General features: G+C 61.1%; 17 protein-coding genes and 1 pseudogene. 3 read left to right on the top strand and 15 right to left on the bottom strand.

What is annotated here, in order from left to right; all coding sequences use genetic code 11:
- Nucleotides 1-312: 312 nt before the first annotated feature.
- Nucleotides 313-1,170, top strand: coding sequence for an SDR family NAD(P)-dependent oxidoreductase (locus VK804_RS26720; protein WP_325375818.1), 858 nt, complete (start codon nucleotides 313-315; stop codon nucleotides 1,168-1,170).
- Nucleotides 1,171-1,299: 129 nt separating this feature from the next.
- Here the strand turns inward: VK804_RS26720 and VK804_RS26715 are convergent, their stop codons facing one another.
- From VK804_RS26715 to VK804_RS26665, 11 genes and pseudogenes are all read right to left on the bottom strand, one after another.
- Entirely contained in the window at nucleotides 1,300-2,106 is an 807-nt protein-coding gene (locus VK804_RS26715; protein ID WP_325375816.1) for a lytic murein transglycosylase, read from the bottom strand.
- 134 nt (nucleotides 2,107-2,240) lie between these two features.
- Nucleotides 2,241-3,041 carry a lytic murein transglycosylase gene (locus VK804_RS26710; protein WP_325375814.1) on the bottom strand — a complete coding sequence of 267 codons (801 nt, stop codon included), beginning with the start codon at nucleotides 3,039-3,041 and terminating at the stop codon, nucleotides 2,241-2,243.
- Nucleotides 3,038-3,343: a DUF2442 domain-containing protein gene (locus tag VK804_RS26705; RefSeq protein WP_325375812.1), complete on the bottom strand. Its 306-nt coding sequence runs from the start codon at nucleotides 3,341-3,343 to the stop codon at nucleotides 3,038-3,040. Before VK804_RS26705 ends, VK804_RS26710 begins: the two co-directional genes overlap by 4 nt.
- A 125-nt stretch (nucleotides 3,344-3,468) precedes the next feature.
- Nucleotides 3,469-4,887 carry a tetratricopeptide repeat protein gene (locus VK804_RS26700; RefSeq protein ID WP_325375820.1) on the bottom strand — a complete coding sequence of 473 codons (1,419 nt, stop codon included), beginning with the start codon at nucleotides 4,885-4,887 and terminating at the stop codon, nucleotides 3,469-3,471.
- Between the two features lie 183 nt (nucleotides 4,888-5,070).
- A pseudogene (locus VK804_RS26695) lies at nucleotides 5,071-5,433 on the bottom strand (response regulator); the annotation flags it as partial.
- A 149-nt stretch (nucleotides 5,434-5,582) separates the two neighbouring features.
- Nucleotides 5,583-7,721, bottom strand: a complete 2,139-nt coding sequence (rpoD, locus tag VK804_RS26690; protein WP_325375810.1) for an RNA polymerase sigma factor RpoD — start codon at nucleotides 7,719-7,721, stop codon at nucleotides 5,583-5,585.
- Nucleotides 7,722-7,963: 242 nt separating this feature from the next.
- Nucleotides 7,964-9,988: a DNA primase gene (gene dnaG, locus VK804_RS26685; protein WP_325375808.1), complete on the bottom strand. Its 2,025-nt coding sequence runs from the start codon at nucleotides 9,986-9,988 to the stop codon at nucleotides 7,964-7,966.
- Between the two features lie 185 nt (nucleotides 9,989-10,173).
- On the bottom strand, nucleotides 10,174-10,449 hold the full coding sequence (locus VK804_RS26680) for a hypothetical protein (protein ID WP_325375806.1): 276 nt from the start codon (nucleotides 10,447-10,449) through the stop codon (nucleotides 10,174-10,176).
- Nucleotides 10,450-10,590: 141 nt separating this feature from the next.
- A complete protein-coding gene (locus VK804_RS26675; protein ID WP_325375804.1) occupies nucleotides 10,591-10,989 on the bottom strand; it encodes a gamma-glutamylcyclotransferase family protein in 399 nt (132 codons plus the stop codon).
- A 125-nt stretch (nucleotides 10,990-11,114) separates the two neighbouring features.
- Nucleotides 11,115-11,927, bottom strand: coding sequence for a transglutaminase family protein (locus VK804_RS26670; RefSeq protein WP_325375802.1), 813 nt, complete (start codon nucleotides 11,925-11,927; stop codon nucleotides 11,115-11,117).
- 2 nt (nucleotides 11,928-11,929) lie between these two features.
- A complete protein-coding gene (locus tag VK804_RS26665) occupies nucleotides 11,930-12,844 on the bottom strand; it encodes a transglutaminase family protein (RefSeq protein ID WP_325375800.1) in 915 nt (304 codons plus the stop codon).
- A gap of 136 nt (nucleotides 12,845-12,980) precedes the next feature.
- Here VK804_RS26665 and VK804_RS26660 point away from each other — a divergent pair, with 136 nt between their 5' ends.
- The gene (locus VK804_RS26660; RefSeq protein WP_414642851.1) at nucleotides 12,981-13,748 is read left to right on the top strand and encodes an N-formylglutamate amidohydrolase; all 768 of its coding nucleotides are present in this window, start codon (nucleotides 12,981-12,983) and stop codon (nucleotides 13,746-13,748) included.
- Nucleotides 13,749-13,920: 172 nt separating this feature from the next.
- On the opposite strand, the gene cysK is transcribed toward VK804_RS26660, so the two are convergent.
- The gene (gene cysK / locus VK804_RS26655) at nucleotides 13,921-14,970 is read right to left on the bottom strand and encodes a cysteine synthase A (protein ID WP_325375796.1); all 1,050 of its coding nucleotides are present in this window, start codon (nucleotides 14,968-14,970) and stop codon (nucleotides 13,921-13,923) included.
- A 269-nt stretch (nucleotides 14,971-15,239) separates the two neighbouring features.
- Between cysK and VK804_RS26650 the strand changes: the two genes are divergently transcribed.
- The gene (locus VK804_RS26650; RefSeq protein ID WP_325375795.1) at nucleotides 15,240-17,006 is read left to right on the top strand and encodes an adenylate/guanylate cyclase domain-containing protein; all 1,767 of its coding nucleotides are present in this window, start codon (nucleotides 15,240-15,242) and stop codon (nucleotides 17,004-17,006) included.
- A gap of 214 nt (nucleotides 17,007-17,220) precedes the next feature.
- Here the strand turns inward: VK804_RS26650 and VK804_RS26645 are convergent, their stop codons facing one another.
- The 3 genes from VK804_RS26645 to VK804_RS26635 all read right to left on the bottom strand — a co-directional run.
- Nucleotides 17,221-18,207: an ABC transporter substrate-binding protein gene (locus tag VK804_RS26645; RefSeq protein ID WP_325375793.1), complete on the bottom strand. Its 987-nt coding sequence runs from the start codon at nucleotides 18,205-18,207 to the stop codon at nucleotides 17,221-17,223.
- Nucleotides 18,208-18,423: 216 nt separating this feature from the next.
- A complete protein-coding gene (locus tag VK804_RS26640) occupies nucleotides 18,424-19,119 on the bottom strand; it encodes a TetR/AcrR family transcriptional regulator (RefSeq protein ID WP_325375791.1) in 696 nt (231 codons plus the stop codon).
- Nucleotides 19,120-19,310: 191 nt separating this feature from the next.
- The coding region (locus VK804_RS26635) for an enoyl-CoA hydratase/isomerase family protein (protein ID WP_325375789.1) at nucleotides 19,311-19,815 on the bottom strand (505 nt) is incomplete at its 5' end.

The raw sequence follows: 19,815 nt of genomic DNA, 5'->3' as shown, positions 1-19,815 counted from the left end.
TCGAGGATATTGCGAGGCTGGCCCTCCGCCGAGCATGCCTCGTGTCGCGTTTCAATCCATTAACTCAAATGAGGATGCTATGGCTAAGAAAGCGAAGAAGGCAAAGAAGGCGAAAAAGGCCAAGAAGTCGAAGAAGAAGTAGCTTCGAAAAAGCCCGGGTGGAGCCTCGCTCTGCCCGGGCATCAGTTCGAGTGATGATGACAAGGCGGGCCCAAGGCTCGCCTTTTTGATTCTCGCCTTTTTGATTCTTGGCTTGATCCTGCCTTTGCGATCCGCTTTCTGTGAAAGCCCCTCACGTCAAAGGACTATCAGATGACCGCGATTCTAGGAGCTGCCGTGGCCGTCACGGGTGCTGCCAGCGGCATCGGCCGGGCGCTGGCGATCGAGCTTGCCGCGCGCGGGGCCGATCTCGCACTCGCCGATCGCGACGAGGCCGGCCTGCAATCGGCCGCAGCCGAAATCGCCACCAGTACCACACGAACGGGCGCCACGCGAAAAGTCAGCCTTCACCGCCTCGACATCGGCGATAGCGAGGCGGTCACCGCCTTTGCGCGCGAGGCGATCGCCACGCACCCGGCGCTGAACATCGTCATCAACAATGCCGGCGTCGCGCTGCTCGGTCAGTTTCACGAGATCGACCAGGCGCAGATGGAGTGGCTGTTCAATATCAATTTCTGGGGCGCGGTGCATGCGACGCGCGCCTTTCTGCCGCATCTCGCCAGCCAGCCGGCCTCGCATATCGTCAACCTCTCCTCGATTTTCGGCATCGTCGCCCCGCCCGGACAAACCGCCTATTCAGCGGCGAAATTCGCCGTCCGCGGTTTTTCGGAAGCGCTCCGCCACGAGTTGCAGATGGCGAAAAGCCCGATCCGCCTTTCGGTCGTGCATCCCGGCGGCATCAAGACCAACATCGTGCGCAATTCGCGCGCCGGCAGCGGCGTCACCGACAACGAGCGGCGGGTGCAGTCGATCGAGCGGTTCGACGCCATCGCCCAGACGTCGGCAAAGGATGCGGCGCTTCGCATCATCAAGGGCATCGAGAAGAACGAGCCGCGCATCCTGATCGGCAGCGACGCCCGCTTCATGGACCTCCTGCAGCGCTTCCGCCCCGCCACCTACTGGAACGTGATGGCGAAGCGGATCGAGAAGGCGTCGAAGCGGGGTAAGTAGTTCAGTTCGGCTGGGCCTCATGGTTCGAGACGTCGCTTCGCGCCTCCTCACCATGAGGGTCTGTCGCTCGCTGGACCTCATCCTGAGGAGCGGCCGTCGGGCCGCGTCTCGAAGGATGGCCTGGAAACGTCACCGCCCCACGAGCTGATCGGCGAAATAGGCGATGGTCTTGCGGTAGATCACGGCGTGATTCCACTCGCGCATCGCCTCGAAATTCGCCGATCCCTCGCCGTAGGGCGCGCCCATCTTGAAGCCGTTGGTGTGCAAGAGATTGGCGGTGGAGGCGAGCACGTCGGCGACGCTGTGGCGCAGATCGACGCGTCCGTCGCCGTCGAAGTCGACGCCGTATTTGACGTAGGACGACGGCAGGAATTGCGTCTGCCCGATCTCGCCGGCATAGGCGCCGATCATCTCGCGCAACGGCAGGTCGCCGCGCTGCAGGATTTGCAGCGCCGCTAACAGTTCACCCTGGAACAGCTCGGTGCGGCGGCAATCATGCGCCATCGTCGCGAGCACGCGAAACACCGGCAGTTTGCCCATATCTCCCTTGCCGAAATCGCTTTCCAGACCCCAGATCGCAACCAGAATTTGCCGCGGCACGCCGTATTTGGCCTCGATGCTCGACAGAAGATCCGCGTAGCGGCGCAGCATCGCGCGCCCGCCATTGATGCGGCCGCTGCCGACACGGGTCGATACATATTGCTCGAAGGTTTTGGTGAAGGTGCCGCGTTGGCGGCGGTCGAAAGCCAGCACGCCAAAATCCTGCTGCACGCCGCCCAGCGCCTGCGCGATCGTGGCCTGCGAGATACCGGCCGATGCTGCTTCCGCCGACACGTTCTGCACGAAGGTGTTGAAGTCACCGCCGCAGCGGGCGGCAAAAGCGGGGGCGGATGCAATGAAGGCAAACAGGCAAATGAACAGGCGAAGTCGGTGCATGGGAATCCTTTGGCAAAGCTGAACCGGCCTCATCCTGAGGAGCCGCGAAGCGGCGTCTCGAAGGATGGCCACGACGGCCTCATGGTTCGAGACGGCGCTTTGCGCCTCCTCACCACGAGGATCACAGTTATCCCTCACTCCCCGCCGTCGATCTGGCGGCCCATCAGCGCGATCGCCTTCTGATAGACCTGGGCCGCATTCCAGGCCTCGATCGCGGCGAAATTCGATTCACCCGGCTGATAGCCGGCGCCCGCCTTCCAGCCATGGGCTTTCAGGAAATTCGCGGTCGAGTTCAGCGCGCCGGAAGCGCTTTCGAGGTTGCCGACGCCATATTCCAGCATGGTCTTGGGCAAAAACTGCGTCTGGCCGATCTCGCCATGCATCGAGCCCCGCTGGCCTGCGGACAGCGTGCCGCGATCGACCAGCTTCAGCGCGGCGTAAAGCTGGTCCGTGAAATATTCCGGTCGCCGGCAATCGTAGGCCAATGTTGCGATCGAGGAGAGCATGTTCTGGTTGCCGCGCTGGCTGCCAAAGGCGCTCTCCATGCCCCAGATCGCAATCAGCGGCCCTGCCGGCACGCCGTAGCGCTGCTCGATCGAAGCGAACAGCGCTGCGTTCCTCTGCTTCATGCCGCGGCCGCGCGCCACGATCGCAGCCGAGCCTCGCTTGACCATGAACTGGTCGAGCGAGAGCTTGAAACTGTGCAGGCTGCGATCGGCATTGATGGTGGCTTGCGCGTAGTTCGTCGCCATCAGGGCCGAGATGGCCGAGGCACCGACGCCCTTGGCGCGGGCTTCGCCGGCGAATTCCTGCTTCCAGGTTTCGAAGCCGGCGGGCCCGTTGCCGCATTGGGCGGCGTGGGCGTGGGGGCTTGAACACACAAGGATCGCCAAGGTGAGGAAGGCGCTCGCCGAAAGCTGTTTGCTCTTGATCATACGGAAGTAGTTCCCTGACTTGTGAGCGTTCGCGGCCAAGCCGCAGCCTCGCGCGACAACGTTCCGGCCGCCTCGATCTCACTGCGCAGCCAACCGGGCGCGGCGTCAAAACCGTTCGGCCAGGTTGGCGCACCATCTTCAAGAAAGACGCGCGCGAAGAAAGCCGGATCGCGCAGCGGCTCGGCCGTTGGGCCGCCCTCGCTGACGATGCCGGAGAAGTCATATTCTCCGGCCATACCATCGCTGAACGTCGCGCGCAGGCGATGCCCACCGAGATATTTGATCTTTGCGACCTTAATCATCGTCGATACCCGCAATTTTGACGAGCGGCGTACGCGTACGCGCCCGCCGTCAATTATCCTCCAGTTCGCCGCGATGCGCCAGTGCCTACTGCTTCACAAGCCGGGCGCCGTTGGCAGGAAGATGATCATGATGCCAATCGCGCGATCCAGTTGATAATTTCGATTAGTGTGGGATTTTGAAATGCTTTCATAACATAGATGGCAAGCGTTTCCGCGTGGCGAGCAACAAACCGCATAAGAGATTCGTGGAAATTGGTTACTCCTGTTAGCTCCGTCACTGCGCCAGTGAGCAATCCAGCACCAACGGCGCGATATGCTCCTTCCCGAACACCCTTCCAGGCGAACGCGGTCTCCGACTTTGCCAGTGCCCGCACAGGTGCGTAGGCGCGCCGCAAGAGCTCACCCACAAAATTGCGAATAGTCTTCTGACTAAAGTCCGAAGCCTGTCTTTCGTGGAGGCTTTCCGCGGGATTGTGCGCGTTGTTCACTTGCTCGCCGAGCACCTCTCGGGCTTGCTCTGTAGCTATTTCCTCATTAGTCACTGCCTCGTTTAACATCGGTGCGAGTGTCTGCACCTCATCCCTCGCTTCAGCAATTTCTTGAGGACCCGGCCTTGCGGCGTCTAAATCCATTAACGACGGATCGCCTACAACAAAAACATTTATCGTCTCGACTAAATCTTTGAGGGCGCCTGCGACCGAAGCCTCAAGCTTACGCTCGTCCGGTTCCGATGACGTCGTACGCGCTTGCTCGTGCCCCTCTAGTGCTATGCGTAGCGAATTAGTGCGAGACCAAAAGATTCTTGCACGAACTTGAGCAATATCCTCCGGAAGCTTCAAGAAGCGGCTGACAGGCGCATGAAGGTTAGCCAGTCGATTCGTACCAAATGAATTGAGGACAGCAGCTTTTTCTCGAATTTCGATATAGTCCTCACGACGACCTGAATCGATTTCCAGATGGTCGCCCGGAGATGATACCGCAGCTAAGTCAATTGGACCGTCTATCCTTCCTCCAAACTGTACCGCCCTTCGTTCAGGTCCGGGAATCGCCTCCGCCGAAGGAGGGGGCTTTGCAACATCAAGCCGCCCCAGTTGGCGCAAGAGTTCCGCACGACCGTTCCTGGCGACATTGTCAGCCGGAAATCGAATGATCGTGGCCTCAAACTGTCTCAAGGCTTCATCTGGCTGACCTAACTCAATAAAGGTTTGAGCGAGACCGTTGTAAGCCACGACTTGGTTAGGAAATTGTTCAACGATCGATTGATAGGCCGCGACGGCATCATTTAGCTGCCCTTTGGCACGCAGCGTTTCCGCACGGCCCATGTAACCAACAACATCAGCCGGAAATCGCCTGTTTATCTCTTCGTACGCCGCGAGCGCTTCATCAACGCGACCCATTTCAAGCAATACGCTCGCAAGACCATTTCGAGCAACGATGTCATTGGGCGCCCGATTAATGGCTTCACGATAGCCCGCAAGGGCTTCTTCGAGTGGGGATGATATCGAGCGTGGTGCCTGCCCTTTTTCGTACCTTCCACGAGCCACACGGCGGATGCGCCTCGAAGAATTAAGGTTCGTAAGCGCCCAGTTCAAGCTGGCGTTCTTGATCGGGATTTTATTCTCTCTTAGGGCGTTTCTTATCTCTGCGGTCGAGGCAGGACCCGCTAACCCCCCAAGATACGCTACGATGAAGTCCGTAGCGGGAACCGCTCTCCGCTCTGCATCAGAACCCTTGAAGCGGCGTGTGATTGCCTCAATACGCGCAACTAGTTCGCTCGGATGGAACGGCTTCGTCAAGTAATCATCGGCTCCTAACGAAAGACCCTTGATCTTATTTTCGATATCCGGATTACCCGAGACAATAAGAATCGGAGTATTGATTTTAGCGACACGTAGGGCGCGTAGAACCTCGTGGCCCGACATATCAGGAAGTTCAAGATCGAGGAGGATGATATCGTATTGGTAGCGTGTTGCGAGATCTAGGCCTCCCTTGCCAAGGTCGGCAGTGTTGACGCTGTGATTCTCGGTCTTGAGAAAACGCTCAATTTCCTGCGACGTTTTCGGATCATCTTCGATTAGTAATACGCGCATGCGCTTACCTTACATGACTGCGAAATATTCGCGTACGAATGGAGTGACCTCTCAGCAAAACTCAAACGAGGACAACACCATGAACGGCGGGCTTTTGGCCCGCCGCTCATGGTGTTGGATTTGCAAAATCCCGGCAGTAACTTTTCAAATCAGTTGTCGAGGAACGAGCGGAGTTTGCGGCTTCTGCTCGGATGCTTCAGCTTCCGCAGCGCCTTCGCCTCGATCTGGCGGATGCGCTCTCTGGTCACCGAGAATTGCTGGCCGACTTCTTCCAGGGTGTGGTCGGTGTTCATGCCGATGCCGAAGCGCATGCGGAGCACGCGTTCCTCGCGGGGCGTCAGCGAGGCCAGAACCCGCGTGGTGGTTTCGCGGAGATTGCTCTGGATCGCAGCATCAATGGGGAGGATCGCGTTCTTGTCCTCGATGAAATCGCCGAGATGGGAATCTTCCTCGTCGCCCACCGGAGTCTCCAGCGAGAGCGGTTCCTTCGCTATCTTCAGGACCTTGCGCACCTTCTCGAGCGGCATGCCGAGCTTTTCGGCGAGTTCTTCCGGCGTCGGTTCGCGGCCGATTTCGTTCAGCATCTGCCGGCTCGTGCGCACGATCTTGTTGATGGTCTCGATCATGTGCACGGGAATGCGGATGGTGCGGGCCTGGTCGGCGATCGAGCGGGTGATCGCCTGCCGGATCCACCAGGTCGCATAGGTCGAGAACTTGTAGCCGCGGCGGTATTCGAACTTGTCGACCGCCTTCATCAGGCCGATGTTGCCTTCCTGGATCAGGTCGAGGAACTGCAGGCCGCGGTTGGTGTATTTCTTCGCGATCGAGATCACGAGACGCAGATTGGCCTCGACCATTTCCTTCTTGGCCTGGCGCGCCTCGCGCTCGCCCTTCTGCACGCCGTGCACGATCTTGCGGAATTCGCCGATCTCGAGGCCCGTGAGCGCGGCCAGCGACTGGATTTCGTGGCGCAGCTCCTTGATGCGGTCCTTTTCGTGATGGACGAAATTCTTCCAGCCCTTGGCGGAGAGTTTCGAGACACGATTGAGCCAGCGCGGATCGAGCTCCGAGCCCTGATAGTTGCGCAGGAAATCCTCGCGGGCGACGCCGTGGCTGTCGCCGAGCCGCAGCAGACGGCCCTCGAACGAGACCAGCTTCTTGTTGATGTCGTAGAGCTGCTCGACCAGTGAATCGATGCGCGCCTGGTTCAGCCGCAGCGACTTCACCTCGACGATGATCTCGTCCTTCAGCTTCTTGTATTTGCGCTCCTGCGCCGGCGACAGCGTCTCGTTCTGCAGCTGGTTGGAAATGTCCTGTTCCTGCAGGCGGCGCAGCTTCTTGTAGTTGTCGGCGATCTTGTCGAAGGTCTCCACCACCTTCGGCTTCAGCTCGGCCTCGATGGCGGCAAGCGACATCTGGTTTTCGAACTCGTCGTCGTCGAGGTCGGAATCGGCCGCCGCCTCGGACGGATCCTTCTCGGCTTCGGGCTCGGCGCCGGCGGGAGCTGCGCGGAACGGCGTCGGCGACGGCGGCGCGGCCGGGGGTGCTGCGGCAGCCGGCATCGCGGTCTCGGCGGCGCCATTGCCGTTGGCAGCCACGAGCGGCTGGCCGTCGGGGCCGAGCGGCGCGGCCAGCAGCGGGTTCATGTTGTTCTTGGCGTCGGGGCCGGCATAGGTCGCTTCCAGATCGATGATGTCGCGCAGGAAGATTTTTCCCTCGTTCAACTCATCGCGCCAGATGATGATGGCCTGGAAGGTCAGCGGGCTTTCGCACAGGCCCGCGATCATCGCCTCGCGGCCGGCCTCGATGCGCTTGGCAATGGCGATTTCGCCCTCGCGCGACAGCAGTTCGACCGTGCCCATCTCGCGCAGATACATGCGCACGGGATCGTCGGTGCGCTCGCCGGGCTCGGATTTCTTGACCTCGGTGACGGCCTTCTGGGTGACCTCGACCAGTTCGTTGTCGGTCTCGTCCTCGGCCTCTTCCTTGGTCTCTTCCTCGCTGTCGGCGTCCTCGGCTTCGGAGACGTTGATGCCCATGTCCGAGAGCATCGACATGATGTCCTCGATCTGCTCGGGCGAGGTGGTGTCCGACGGCAGCACTTCGTTGAGCTGATCGAAGGTCACGAAGCCGCGCTTCTTGGCCTGCTTGATCATCTTCTTGACGGCGGCATCGGACAGGTCGAGCAACGGCGAGGGCGCGTCCGGAGAATCCTTCTCAGGCGCATCGGCTGCCTTGTCGTCCTTTTCCTTGTCCTTAACCTGCAGCGTCTTTGCCTTGCTGGCCATTCATTGCTCCCAACACGCGCTTCAAGCGGATAGCGTCGCCACGCCCGCCCGAAACTCCTGGATAACTACTGACGCGGAAAGGGCGGCGCAAACCTCGCCACCCCGAATCTGCTCGTCCGATTGTTCAAGCTCTCTTAGCCCGCGGGCTATTAAGCTTCGCTTAACCCTGTTTCTGCCGCCAAACCATGGATTTGGCGAGTCTTTTCGCGGTTCCCGCGGCCGCCTTCCGCAGCATTTTTTAATCAGACGCTACGCTGGAACCGGCCCGAGGACTCGCCAAAACCCTCGATCAGGGCCTCGGTGCCGTCGACTTCCGCCATCCGGGCCTTGACGTCCCGCAGCCACGCCATGTTCGCCTCGCTGGCCTCATCTCCAAGCGCCGCTTCGGCATCCTTCAATTCCCTAAGTAAGGAGTGCCACTGGCGATGCAAGGCAACCAGTTGATGCCATGTCGAAAGAACATCCTCGCGCGCCGCTTCGGGCTTGACGCCCCACACCGCCCCCGTCGTGATCGCCCGCTCAACCCTTTGAAGAATCTGGGATAATCCGCGTGCTTCGAGGTCGGCGCGCATCTTCTCGGCCTGCTCGGTGGGTTCGCCCGACTGGTGGTGATCGCCGGCGAAGGCCGCGATGATGCCGGCGCGCAGCTTGTTGGCCTCGGGATGGGCCATTTCCAGCGCCGCCACCTCTTCCAAATGGTCGTGCAGCAGCCAGGGGTGGTTGATCAGGGTCTGCAGGATCAGCGCCTCGCGGCGAGACAGCGTGCTGCGCTGGCCGCGCATGATCGGGCTCAGCGCGAGCTGGGCGCTCGCCGCCTGGTAGGGCCCGCGGTTGATGGTCTGGCTGCCGGGCGAGGTTTGCCCCCGGCTGCGGGACTCCATCCGGCCGGCCGCGCCCGGGGTGAACGATCGCGGGGCAAAACGCCGGCCTGATTCGCCGCCGTAGTTTCCTGCTCCGGCGCGATAATTGCCCTTGGCGTAGCCGCCTCGCGAAATTTCCGGCGCAAAACTTTGCCGCAGCCGCTCGCCGAGATCCTGCCGGTAATAGCGCCGCACCACGTCGTCGCGGATGCCGTTGGACAATTCGCCGATCCGGGCCTCCAGCGCCGCGCGGCGCTCGGGGGTCGCAAACGTGCCGCCTTCGATTTCGCGCGACCAGATCACGTCGGCTAATCCCCGCGCGGCTGACATCACTTCCTCGATCGCGAGACGACCGCCGCTTCGCGCGAGATCGTCGGGATCCTGCCCCTCGGGCAGCAGCGCGAAGCGAAGGCTCTTGCCCGGCTTGAGCAGCGGCAGCGCGAGATCGGCGGCGCGCCAGGCCGCCTTCTGCCCGGCATTATCGCCGTCGAAGCAGAGGATCGGTTCGTCCGCCATCTTCCATAGCAGCGTCAGTTGATTTTCGGTCAGCGCGGTGCCGAGCGGCGCGACGCTGGCCGCAAATCCCGCACCGACCATGGCGATGACGTCGACATAGCCTTCCACCACCACCAGCGGGCTGCCGTTATGCGCCGCCTGCCGCGCGGCGCTGAGGTTGTAGAGATTGTCGCCCTTGTGAAACAACGGCGTTTCCGGCGAGTTCAGATATTTCGCGGCGACGTCTTTTTCCAGCGCGCGGCCGCCGAAGGCGATGACGCGGCCGCGGACATCGGTGATCGGAAACATCACGCGATCGCGGAAGCGGTCATAGGGCACCGGGATGTCGTCGCCGTGGACCAGGAGTCCGGCTTCCACCATGTCCTCGACCGGAATGCCCTGCGCGCCCAGATGTTCCTTCAGCGCAAAGCGTTCGCCGGGCGCATAGCCGATCCGGAACTGCACTTGGGTCGCGGGCGAAATCGCGCGGTCGGCGAGATAGCCGCGCGCTTTCGCACCAACGCGCGAGGCGAGCGTGTCGGCGAAGAATTTTGCCGACAGTTCCATCACGTCGTAGAGCGTCTTGCGGCGCTGCTCGTGGCGCGCGGCGTCCGGCGTCACCGCCGGCAGCGGCACCCCCGCCATCGACGCCAGCCGCTCCACCGCCTCGGGAAACGAGACGCCCTCGGTCTCCATCACGAAATCGAAAATGTTGCCATTCTTGTGGGAAGAAAAATCGAACCACGCCTGCTTCTGGTCGTTGACGAAGAACGAGGGCGTCTTTTCCTGCTGAAACGGCGACAGCCCCTTCCACTCGCGCCCCGACTTCTTCAGCTTCACGCGCCGCCCCACGACTTCCGAAACCGGAAGCCGGGCGCGCAGCTCGTCGAGGAATTCGGGGGTGAAGCGCATGGACCGATTGTCGCTTGAGTCGGGCGGTGGTGCCAACCGATCAGGGATATAGGGTGGGCGAGGTGAAATACGAAGATTGTTGGCCTTATCCGGGCTATTCACAGGGACACATTGTTGCGAAACTGGCTGCCGCCTTCTCCCTCTCCCGCCCTTCGCGGGGGAGGGTCGGGGTGGGGGCTCTCTCGTTACGGGGACCGTCGAGAAATGCGAGGCATGGTGACCAAGCGGGCCTTGCCGCTGTCGTCGAAGACTCGCTCCTGCGGCGCCGGATCGCAGCCTTCGATGCCATCCTCGTCGAACACGTGTTCCACCACGGGATAAGGAGGCCCGCTGTACCAGAAGGGATCGTGATCGAGGTCCAATCTGATAGCTGCGATGGTGCGAGTACCGACATCCGTGCATCGCCAGCGGCCTGCAGCGGTCAGGAATTCGATTCCGATCTTGAAATCCGAGTGGTTCATCAGGGTATTCTAGCACAAGAGGTGCAATCTGTTGTGCATTGCCCCGAACCGTCAGCGCTTGCTGAGAGAGCCCCACCCCAGCCCTCCCCCGCGAAGTGCGGGAGAGGGAGCGGAGCGCGACTCGCGGCTCCAGCCGGGCGCCTATTTGTCCAGAAACCTGCCCGAGGCGATGCGCGGCAGGGCGTCGACCGGCCAGTTGTAGATGTAGGTCCAGGCCTCGCTCGCCGCGCCGCCGTCGAGCGTGAGGGCGAGCATCCGGCGGACATATTGGGTCGGCTCGGCAAAGCCCTCGCCGCAGGCTTCGTACATGTCGAATTCGCGCAGCATCTCCGTGGGCTGGCGCAGGCGGAACAGTTCGCCGAACACGATGTCGGTTGGATCATCCGACAGCAGCAGCCCGGGATAATGTTTCACCAGATAAAGCCGGCCGCGGCAGCGCGCCTCGCCGACGAAGTCGGCGTTGGCGGACAGCATCCTTGCCATCGGATGCGCGTAGCCGCGCATCAGCGTGCCGTAGACGAAGAGGAGGTCGGAGGTCATGGGCGGCTACTCACCCGTCATTCCGGGGCGCCCGAAGGGCGAACTACGATGTGCAATTGCACATCGGAGAATCTCGAGATTCCGGGTTCGATGCTTCGCATCGCCCCGGAATGACGGAAACCTTCTCACGCCGCCACCACTTCATCGCTGATGACGACGAATTTTTTCAGATCCATCCGCCCGAAACTCGTGGTCAGGGCTACGTCGGCGGCGTCGCGGCCGGTGCCCATCAGGATGCGGCCGATGCGCGGGATGACGTGGCGGGCGTCGAAGGTGTACCACTGGCCGGCGAGATACGCCTCGAACCAGCCGGAAAAATCCATCGGCTCCGGCTCGGGCGGAATGCCGATGTCGCCCATGTAACCGGTGCAGTAGCGCGCCGGAATGTTCATGCAGCGGCAGAAGGTCAGCGCCAGGTGCGCGAAATCGCGGCAGACGCCGGTGCGCTGCTCGTAGACGTCGTGCGCCGACTTCATGTGATGGGCGTGCTCGTAGCCGAAGGTGACGTGGTCGTGCACGAAGTCGCAGATCGCGGCGACCCGCGCCCACCCCGGCCTGGTCTTGCCGAACAGCGACCAGGCGATGTCGGTCAGCTTGTCGGTCTCGCAATAGCGGCTCGCCATCAGATACAGCAGCAGATCGTCGGGCAATTGGTCGATCGGCAGCTGCTGCGCGCTAGGTGCGACCGTATCGGGCAAGCCGGAATCGCGCACCAGCGCATGGCCGCGCAGGGTGACGCCGCCGGCGGGCGCCACCAGCCGGCCGCAGATATTACCAAAGCTGTCGCGGTAAAATCCTATTTTGACATCCGGCTCGGCGGCGATGGTCTCAACGCCCATGATGTCGGCGCGGCGCGAGGGATGGATCGAGAGCATGATCACCATCGGCGTCGGCGGCACCGCGGCGTAGGTGATGTCGAAACCCACCTTGATCAGCATGGTCAGACGCCTGCCTCCACGCTTGCCCCCATCCTTGTCCCCGCGCCGGCCGAAACCACCTTGATGTCGACCTCCATGCCGACAAAGGCGTCGGCCGAACCCAGATACGTCCCGTGCAGCGGGATCGCCTGGGAGGGATCGCGCGCCACTGCGACGCGCACGAGGTCGCGGGTGCCGACGATGCCGTTAGTGGGATCGAACTCGATCCAGCCCGCGCTCGGCAGATAGACCTGCACCCAGGCATGGGTGTTGCCGCCGCCGACATAGCCGTGGGCACGATCGCCGGGAATGGCGATGTAGCCCGACACGAAACGCGCGGCGATGCCGAGCCGGCGCAGCGCCTCGATCATGAACAGCGCGTAGTCGCGGCAGCTGCCGGATTTCGTCTGCAGCGTATCGAGCGGATGCTGGGTGCCGTGCTCATGCCGCTTGCGATAGCTGAAGGCCTCGCGGATGCCGTGGGTCATATTGCTGAGTATCTTGAAAGTCGGCGTCGGTCCTTCCGCGTCGAGGAAATCCAGCGCCCATGCCGTCAGTTCGCCGTCGGGATCGCCATATTGCGGGTTGATGAATTGCAGCAGGTCGGGGAATTCCTCGTCGCTGTAGAGGAACGGATAGAAATAGGCCGTGTCGTCCGGGGTCAGCGCGAATTCCTCGGCCGGATTGTGCTCGATGGTCGCGGTCGAGACGAAGGACAGGGTTTCGGCGCGCTCGTCGAAGGTCGCGATCGCGACCGAGTTGCCGAACACGTCGTGAATCCAGCGCAGCGACATCGGCTGCGGCTCGATCTCGAGGCTGCCCTCGAGCACCCGCAAATCATGGCCGTCGCGCGGGCGCAGCATGATACGGTGCTCGCCGAACGCGACCGGGTGCGCGTAGCGGTATTCGGTCTTGTGATGAATCGTCAGCAGCGGCATCGTTGGTGTAATAATTATGACTTTGGGGCGGGTAATCCATAGCGATCCCTGCCTATTTCTGGATCGGCATGCTGCTTCGTCAGGCAAAGGTTAAGGAAAAGTGGTTTTGCAAGGCCCCGGAGACCCATCATTACTTGTGGATAGCGACGATGTTCCGCCGGTTCTGGAACACAATGCAGCCGGCCGCTCTCCGTTCCTGCTGACTTCGGACCATTACGGCCGAATCATCCCCGGCCGGCTCGGCGATCTCGGGCTGCCGGCGGGCGAGCTTGTGCGCCACATCGCCTGGGATATCGGCATATCAGGCGTCGCCGAGGCGCTGTCGAGCCATCTCGGCGCGCACCTGATCGCGCAGCGCTATTCGCGGCTGGTGATCGACTGCAACCGCCCGCCGGCCGCGGCAAGTTCGATCCCGCGCATCAGCGAGGCGACCATCATTCCCGGCAATGACGGCATTACGCGCGAGGCTGCGGAAATGCGGCGGCGGCAAGTGTTCGATCCCTATCATCGCCGCATCGACGAGGCGATCGATGCGCGCCTGCGCGATCGACTGCCCACCGTGCTGATATCGCTGCACAGCTTTACGCCCGTCTATGCCGGCGTGGCGCGGCCCTGGCACATCGGCACGCTCTATCAGCGCGACACGCGATTGCCATCGCTATTGCTGAAATTGTTGCGCGCGGAGCCCAACCTCGTGGTCGGCGACAACGAGCCCTATGCGGTCAGCGACGAGACCGACTACACGATTCCGGTGCACGGCGAGAAGCGCGGGCTGATGAACACCGGAATCGAAATCCGTCAGGACCTGATTGCGGAACCGGCCGGGCAGCGGGAGTGGGCCGAGCGGCTGGCGCGGATTTTTGGCGAGATCGAAACGGCGTTGCGCGCGCAAGGGCTGATTTGATCCGGGGCATGAACCCATCAATTCAGATCGGTCGCATATGCCGGGCTCAAGCCTGCGCTCTGCGCAGCGTGAGTTAAAATAGAAATTCTTCACCGCCTCGAACGCTGCGTTTGTCGCAAGCATGCGAGCAGAAATAGCCGACATAGTCGTCCGATTTCCCAGTGCGGATCGCTCAAGGCTTGAGTTGTCCACCGGGCGTAGAGTGCGAAATTTTAAGTTCATCCTCATTCATGTCTGCCGATACGTCAGCAAAAAGCGGCGTGCTCAAATAGCGCTCGCCGGTGTCGGGAAGCATGCAGAGAATGTTTGCTCCTTTCTCCGCTTCGGCTGCGACCTTGAGTGCGCCAGCAAAGGTCGCGCCGGAGGTAATGCCGACAAAGATGCCCTCCTGGGTGGCAAGCTCCTTGCTGCAGCGAATGGCGTCGGGGCCGGAGATCGGCAGGATGCGATTGATGAGCTTCATTGCCACCGCATCGTCGGTAAGCTTGGGAATGAAATCCGGCGTCCAGCCCTGCATCGGATGCGGTTTGAATGTCGGATGCGCTGCCGCCGGCGTACCGTCCGGGTTTCGCGACTGCGCGATGCCACTGGCCAGCAACTGGGCATCCTGCGGCTCGCATACGATGATCTTGGTTTCGGGGCGTTCCTTGGCGAGCACCCGGCCGACGCCCTTTAATGTTCCGCCGGTTCCATAGCCCGTAACCCAATAGTCCAATCGTTCCCCGGCGAAATCGTCGAGTATCTCGCGCGCTGTGGTGCGCGAATGAATATCGGGATTGGCTTCATTCTCGAACTGGCGGGTCATGAACCAGCCATGCGCCTTGGCAAGCTCGATGGTCTTGTTGATCATGCCCACCGCGCGCTCGGCAGCGGGCGTGACAATGACCTTCGCGCCGAGAAACCGCATCAGCTTGCGCCGCTCGACGCTGAACGGCTCCGCCATGGTGATCACAAGCGGATATCCCTTGGCCGCACAAACCATGGCAAGACCAATCCCGGTATTTCCACTGGTCGCTTCTATGACGGTCTGGCCAGGCTTGAGCGCCCCTGACTTTTCAGCCGCCTCGATGACCCCGAGAGCCAATCGGTCCTTCACCGAACCAAGAGGATTGAAGGCTTCGATCTTTACGAACAGGTTCACACCGTCTGGCGCCAGACGATTGATCCGCACCACCGGCGTATTGCCAATTGTTTCGACAATACTTTGGTATTTCCGCCCCATGCTCTCCTCCAACGTCGCGCCGGTTGCGACAAGAAATATCGCGGGCCACGCCCGGCATTGCGCCGAAGCTATCCGGCTTCAGCCGTTCCGGCAATTGGCGATGCAAAGTAGAATTATCGCACGTTGCTTTGCTTCCGTCTCGTTTGGCCTGTCGTTGGGACGAGTGACCCGTTCTCGGACATTGTACCTAGCGCGGGGGCTACCGCCTGTGCTTTGATGGATTCAGGCAAGTTTTTACCAATAGAGGGGGCCTTTTGCCCGGCGAGCGCGTGGAACGGCGACTGGCGGCCGTGCTGGCGGCGGATATCGCCGGCTATAGCCGGCTGATGGGCCGCGACGAAGAACACACACTCGCGCAGCTTAAGTCGTTTCGAAAAACGCTCGTCGATCCCGGAATCACCGCGCATCGCGGCCGCATTGTCAAGACCACCGGCGATGGCATGCTGGTCGAGTTCGCAAGTGCTGTCGATGCAGCGCGCTGTGCGGTAGAAATCCAACGCGCGATGATTCAGCGAAACGCCGACGTATTGCCGGAACTCAGGATAGAGTTCCGGATCGGCATTCACGTCGGCGACATCATCATCGACGACAACGACATTTTCGGCGACGGTGTCAACATCGCGGCGCGCCTTGAAGGAATCGCCGTGCCCGGCGGCGTCTGCATCTCTGATGATGCGCACCGACAAATTCGCGGCAAGATCGATATCGGCTTCGACGACATAGGAGAGCAGACTTTAAAGAATATTGCCGAACCGATGCGCGCATGGCGCATGCGGCTTGCCGGCGAGGACGCCTCTGCGATCCGACCGGGCTCGACTGCGATAAGAGTTCAAGATCTGGCACTTCCCGACAAGCCCTCCATTGTCGTCCTGCCGTTTGACAATATGTCGGCCGAGCCGGGACAAGACTACCTCGCGGATGGAATCGTCGAAGCGATTACCGCAGCGCTTTCGTGCATCCGCTCTTTTTTCGTCATCGCACGTAGTTCGGCGTTCACCTACAAGGGCCGCGCGACAAACGCGCGTGATATCGGCAAAGAGCTGGGCGTTGCCTATTTGCTCGAAGGCAGTGTTCAGAAAGCCGGCAATCGCCTCCGCATCATCGTTCAGCTAATCGAGACCGAGGGAGGTGCACACGTCTGGAGTTCGCGCTTTGACGGCGGAATCGACGATTTCTTTGATCTCGAAGATCGAATAACGGAGCAGGTGGCAGGCGCGCTGCAACCTTCCATCCGCATTGCCGAGATCGAACGGTCACGACGGAAGCGACCACAAGATCTGGGCAGTTACGATTATACCATGAGGGCGATGCCCCATGTCTGGGCCCTTGAAAAGGAAGAAAGCGTCAAAGCGCTGGAACTTCTTGAAAAGGCTCTTGCGATCGATCCTGAATATCCGCTGGCCCTTTCGCTTGCCGGTTGGTGCCACGCCCAGCGTTCGGTTTACAATTGGGCGGACGACATCGCGAAGAGTCAGGCATCGGCTCGATTACTCGCCGAGCGAGCCGCGGAGATGAGTGGCGACGATCCTGTTATTCTGGCAGTTCTCGGCGCAGTGCATACCTTTGTACGCAATTATGGAACCGCGCGTGTGCTGCTTGAGCGCGCCGTGACACTCGATTCTAATGCCGCATGGGCATGGAGTCGGCTCGGGTGGCTCGAGAACTATGCCGATCAACCTCAAAAGGCGATCGAGAATTTCGAGCGCGCGCTACGCCTGAGCCCGATCGATCCAATGAATTTCAACAACTATGTAGGCCTGGGCTCGGCGCACGAAGTAGCGCAGGAATACGACAAGGCCGCGGCGTTCTATCGACGTGCCCTCGAGGAACGGCCGAACGCGGGTTGGATCTATCGCAATCTGGCATCGTCTCTGTCGGGAGCCGGCCGGATCGAAGAGGCTAAACGCGCCTTTGCGGAGATGATGCGTAGCTATCCAGATCTGACGGTTGCAAAATTCAAACAAGCGATGGTCTTTTCTACCGTCCCCCTGAACCGCATGGCTGAGAACCTCCGAAAGCTCGGGCTTCCTGACTGAATCGGAATCCCTCCGTTCTACGAGCCATGGGGGCCATGGAATTGCAGCTTGCCGACTTCCGGGTTCGGCACTTCTCGGACCTCGTCCGTTGCCCCAAACGTCCGCTTTGCGCCGCCAGAATCGGACATTCCCACGAGGTCCGTTTTTTGACCCAAAACGGACATCGACGATCCAGATTTGCCGTGCTGCACAATATTATTACATTGCGAAAGGTTTACTCGACCACCTCATCAGCGGCAACAAGCAGCGTCTGCGGGATCGTTAGGCCAAGCTCCTTCGCGGTCTTGAGATTGATGACCAACTCGAACTTGGTCGGCTGCTCGACCGGAAGGTCGCTGGGCTTGGCCCCGCGCAAAATTTTGTCGACATATTCGGCGGCGCGCTGGAACAGGTTCGGAATGCTTGGTCCGTAGGACATGAATCCCCCAGCTTGGATCTGACTGCGTTCGGGGAACACTGTCGGCAACCGAACGCTGAGCGCAAGCGCAGCGATTTGGGTGATATTGGCGAGAACGAAATGGTCCACCGCGACGTAAAGTGCGTCCGCTTGGGACTTGAGAGCGTCGAAGGCGGGTGCAATATCCTCCGCTCGCCGGATGCCATGTGGCGCGACTTCGAGGCTGAGCTTGCGGGCCGCGCTCGTGACCTCACCCATTTCCCGCACGGTCGCGGGATAACCGGCATCATACATGATTGCCAATTGGTGGAGACGGGGAACAGCCTCGCGCAATAGTTCGAGCCGCTTGCCGGCAATATCGGTCGCCTCAAGCGACAATCCCGTGACGTTGCCGGCCGGCCGCGCCAGGCTTGCGACCAAGCCACTGCCAAGAGGATCGGTCGCGACTGCAAAGACTATCGGGATAGAAGCCGTCGCCTGCTTCAACGTGGCGACCGCACCTCCGTACGTGAGAATGACGTCAACCTTTTGCTGCACTAACTCGGCCGCAAACTTGGCGACGTGCTCGGGACGTTCATCCGACCAGCGGTATTCGATCGCGACGGTGCGACCTTCGATCCAGCCAAGCTGACTCAGTCGCTGCACAAAAGCGGCAGTCCATGCACGCCAACTCGATGCGTCACCAAGAAGGACCCCAATGGTCGGCAGCTTGTTGGACTGCTGCGCGCGCGCCGCGAGCGGCCAAGCCAACGCAGCGCCGCCGAGTGCGGATATGAATTGCCGTCTTCCGATTCCGACTAACATTGATCCTCCCCCAATGGGATCATGCCCGCTTGCAATGTGGGGGGAGGCTATCACGCCCCAATCGGCGGGTGTATTGCCGACTTCACGCTGTTCCGACGGCACAAAGGCTCGCTGTTTTTGCTGCGGGTGCGTGCGGCAGGAATTGGCGCCACAGGCGGCCGTACGCCTCAAGTCAGCTTTTCGCCCGCTTGCCTCGTCGGGCGAACAAAAAGGCCCTCAGCGCGTCCTTGCCTTTGCGCGATCGGTCTCCGGCTCCCGTCCGAACACCGTCTCGTCAACCAGACGCCAATACGCTTCGACCACCTTCGTGTCCCCGGATGACAATCCGCTCGTGACCTGCATTTCAGGGCCGAATTCCGAAAGCGCGGCGGTCAGGCTGACCATCATATAGTGGAAAAGAATGGGATCGACTGCCGGAAGCAGGCCCCGTTTCTGAGCCTCGATGATCTGAGGCAGCAATCGCGCCAGCAGCGGAGCCAGCACCGTTTCCGCCACCCATTTCAGCCGCGGATTATTCGTCGAGGCTTCCTGGCGCATGAACCGATGAAATTCAGGAAACGCGACGGTATACCGGAAAAGAGTCGTGTACTCCTGGCGCAGCCGCGCCAGCGGTGACAATTCAGATCCTTCGGATGCCAAAATATCCCACTCGGACCGTATCTGTGCGAAGGCATGCTCCGCCGCGGCCCGCCAGAGAATGTCCTTGCTGCGATAATGATAGGTGATCAGCGGATGCTGCAGGCCGAGCCGATCGGCTATAGCGCGAATGCTCGCTCCTTCGAATCCTCGCTCGGCAAATTCCGCGATGGCGGCATTGAGGATCGCGGCCCGCGTCTCGATCGAACGCTGTTGTTCGGCTCTCTTGCGCGGGCGCTCTCGGCGCCCGGTAGCCAGCCTCGTTTTCTTCGGCATTTGGCCTTCGTCGCTCCCCAACCGAACGCCACGCGAAGTGTTGAATGGCTCTTCATGAGTGTATCACAGGCTGCCGGGTAATCAGAGGCGGTCACTTTGCCATGCACGTGGCTTTCGCGCTGCACGAATACCTCCCGTCGATAACGAAATCCTGGACAACCGCCAGCGCTCGCCAGACTTTCGCGGCCGGCTCATTTTCCTTCAAAAACGAGCGTTGGCGGTTCAATGTCCTTGTTGAAGGCCTCTGCCGTATTCGCAAAGCCGCGCTGCGCATCGGCGCCGTTGTAGAGTTCCACCGCGACGTCGAGCATGACAAGGTCCGCGGCCGCGACCCCGCCGCTCGACCACGCCTTAAGCAACGTGCGCGTCGCGGCGTACGATCTGGTCGGCCCTGTCGCGAGTTGCCGGGCCAATGCAGACGCGGTCGCTGAAAGCTCGTTCTCAGGTACCACATGCGTCGCAATTCCGAGCGCACCGGCTTCGCGTCCGGAAATCGGCTCACCGAGCATAGCGAGACGCGATGCGCGAGCCCGACCAGCGCGCTCAGCGATCCGTTGCAAGGCTCCGGCGATCGGCAGCATCGCTGTCGTAACTTCCACGCAGCGAAAGGTCGCATTTTCGGCTACGACAAGAAAATCGCAAGCCAACTCAAGCTCGAAACCGCCGCCGAACGCGATCCCCTGCACTGCCGCTACT

The organism is Bradyrhizobium sp. (genome assembly GCF_035484855.1).
GTDB lineage: Bacteria > Pseudomonadota > Alphaproteobacteria > Rhizobiales > Xanthobacteraceae > Bradyrhizobium.
Note: the sequence above shows the minus strand (reverse complement) of the source record. Positions and strands in the feature narration are given on the sequence as shown.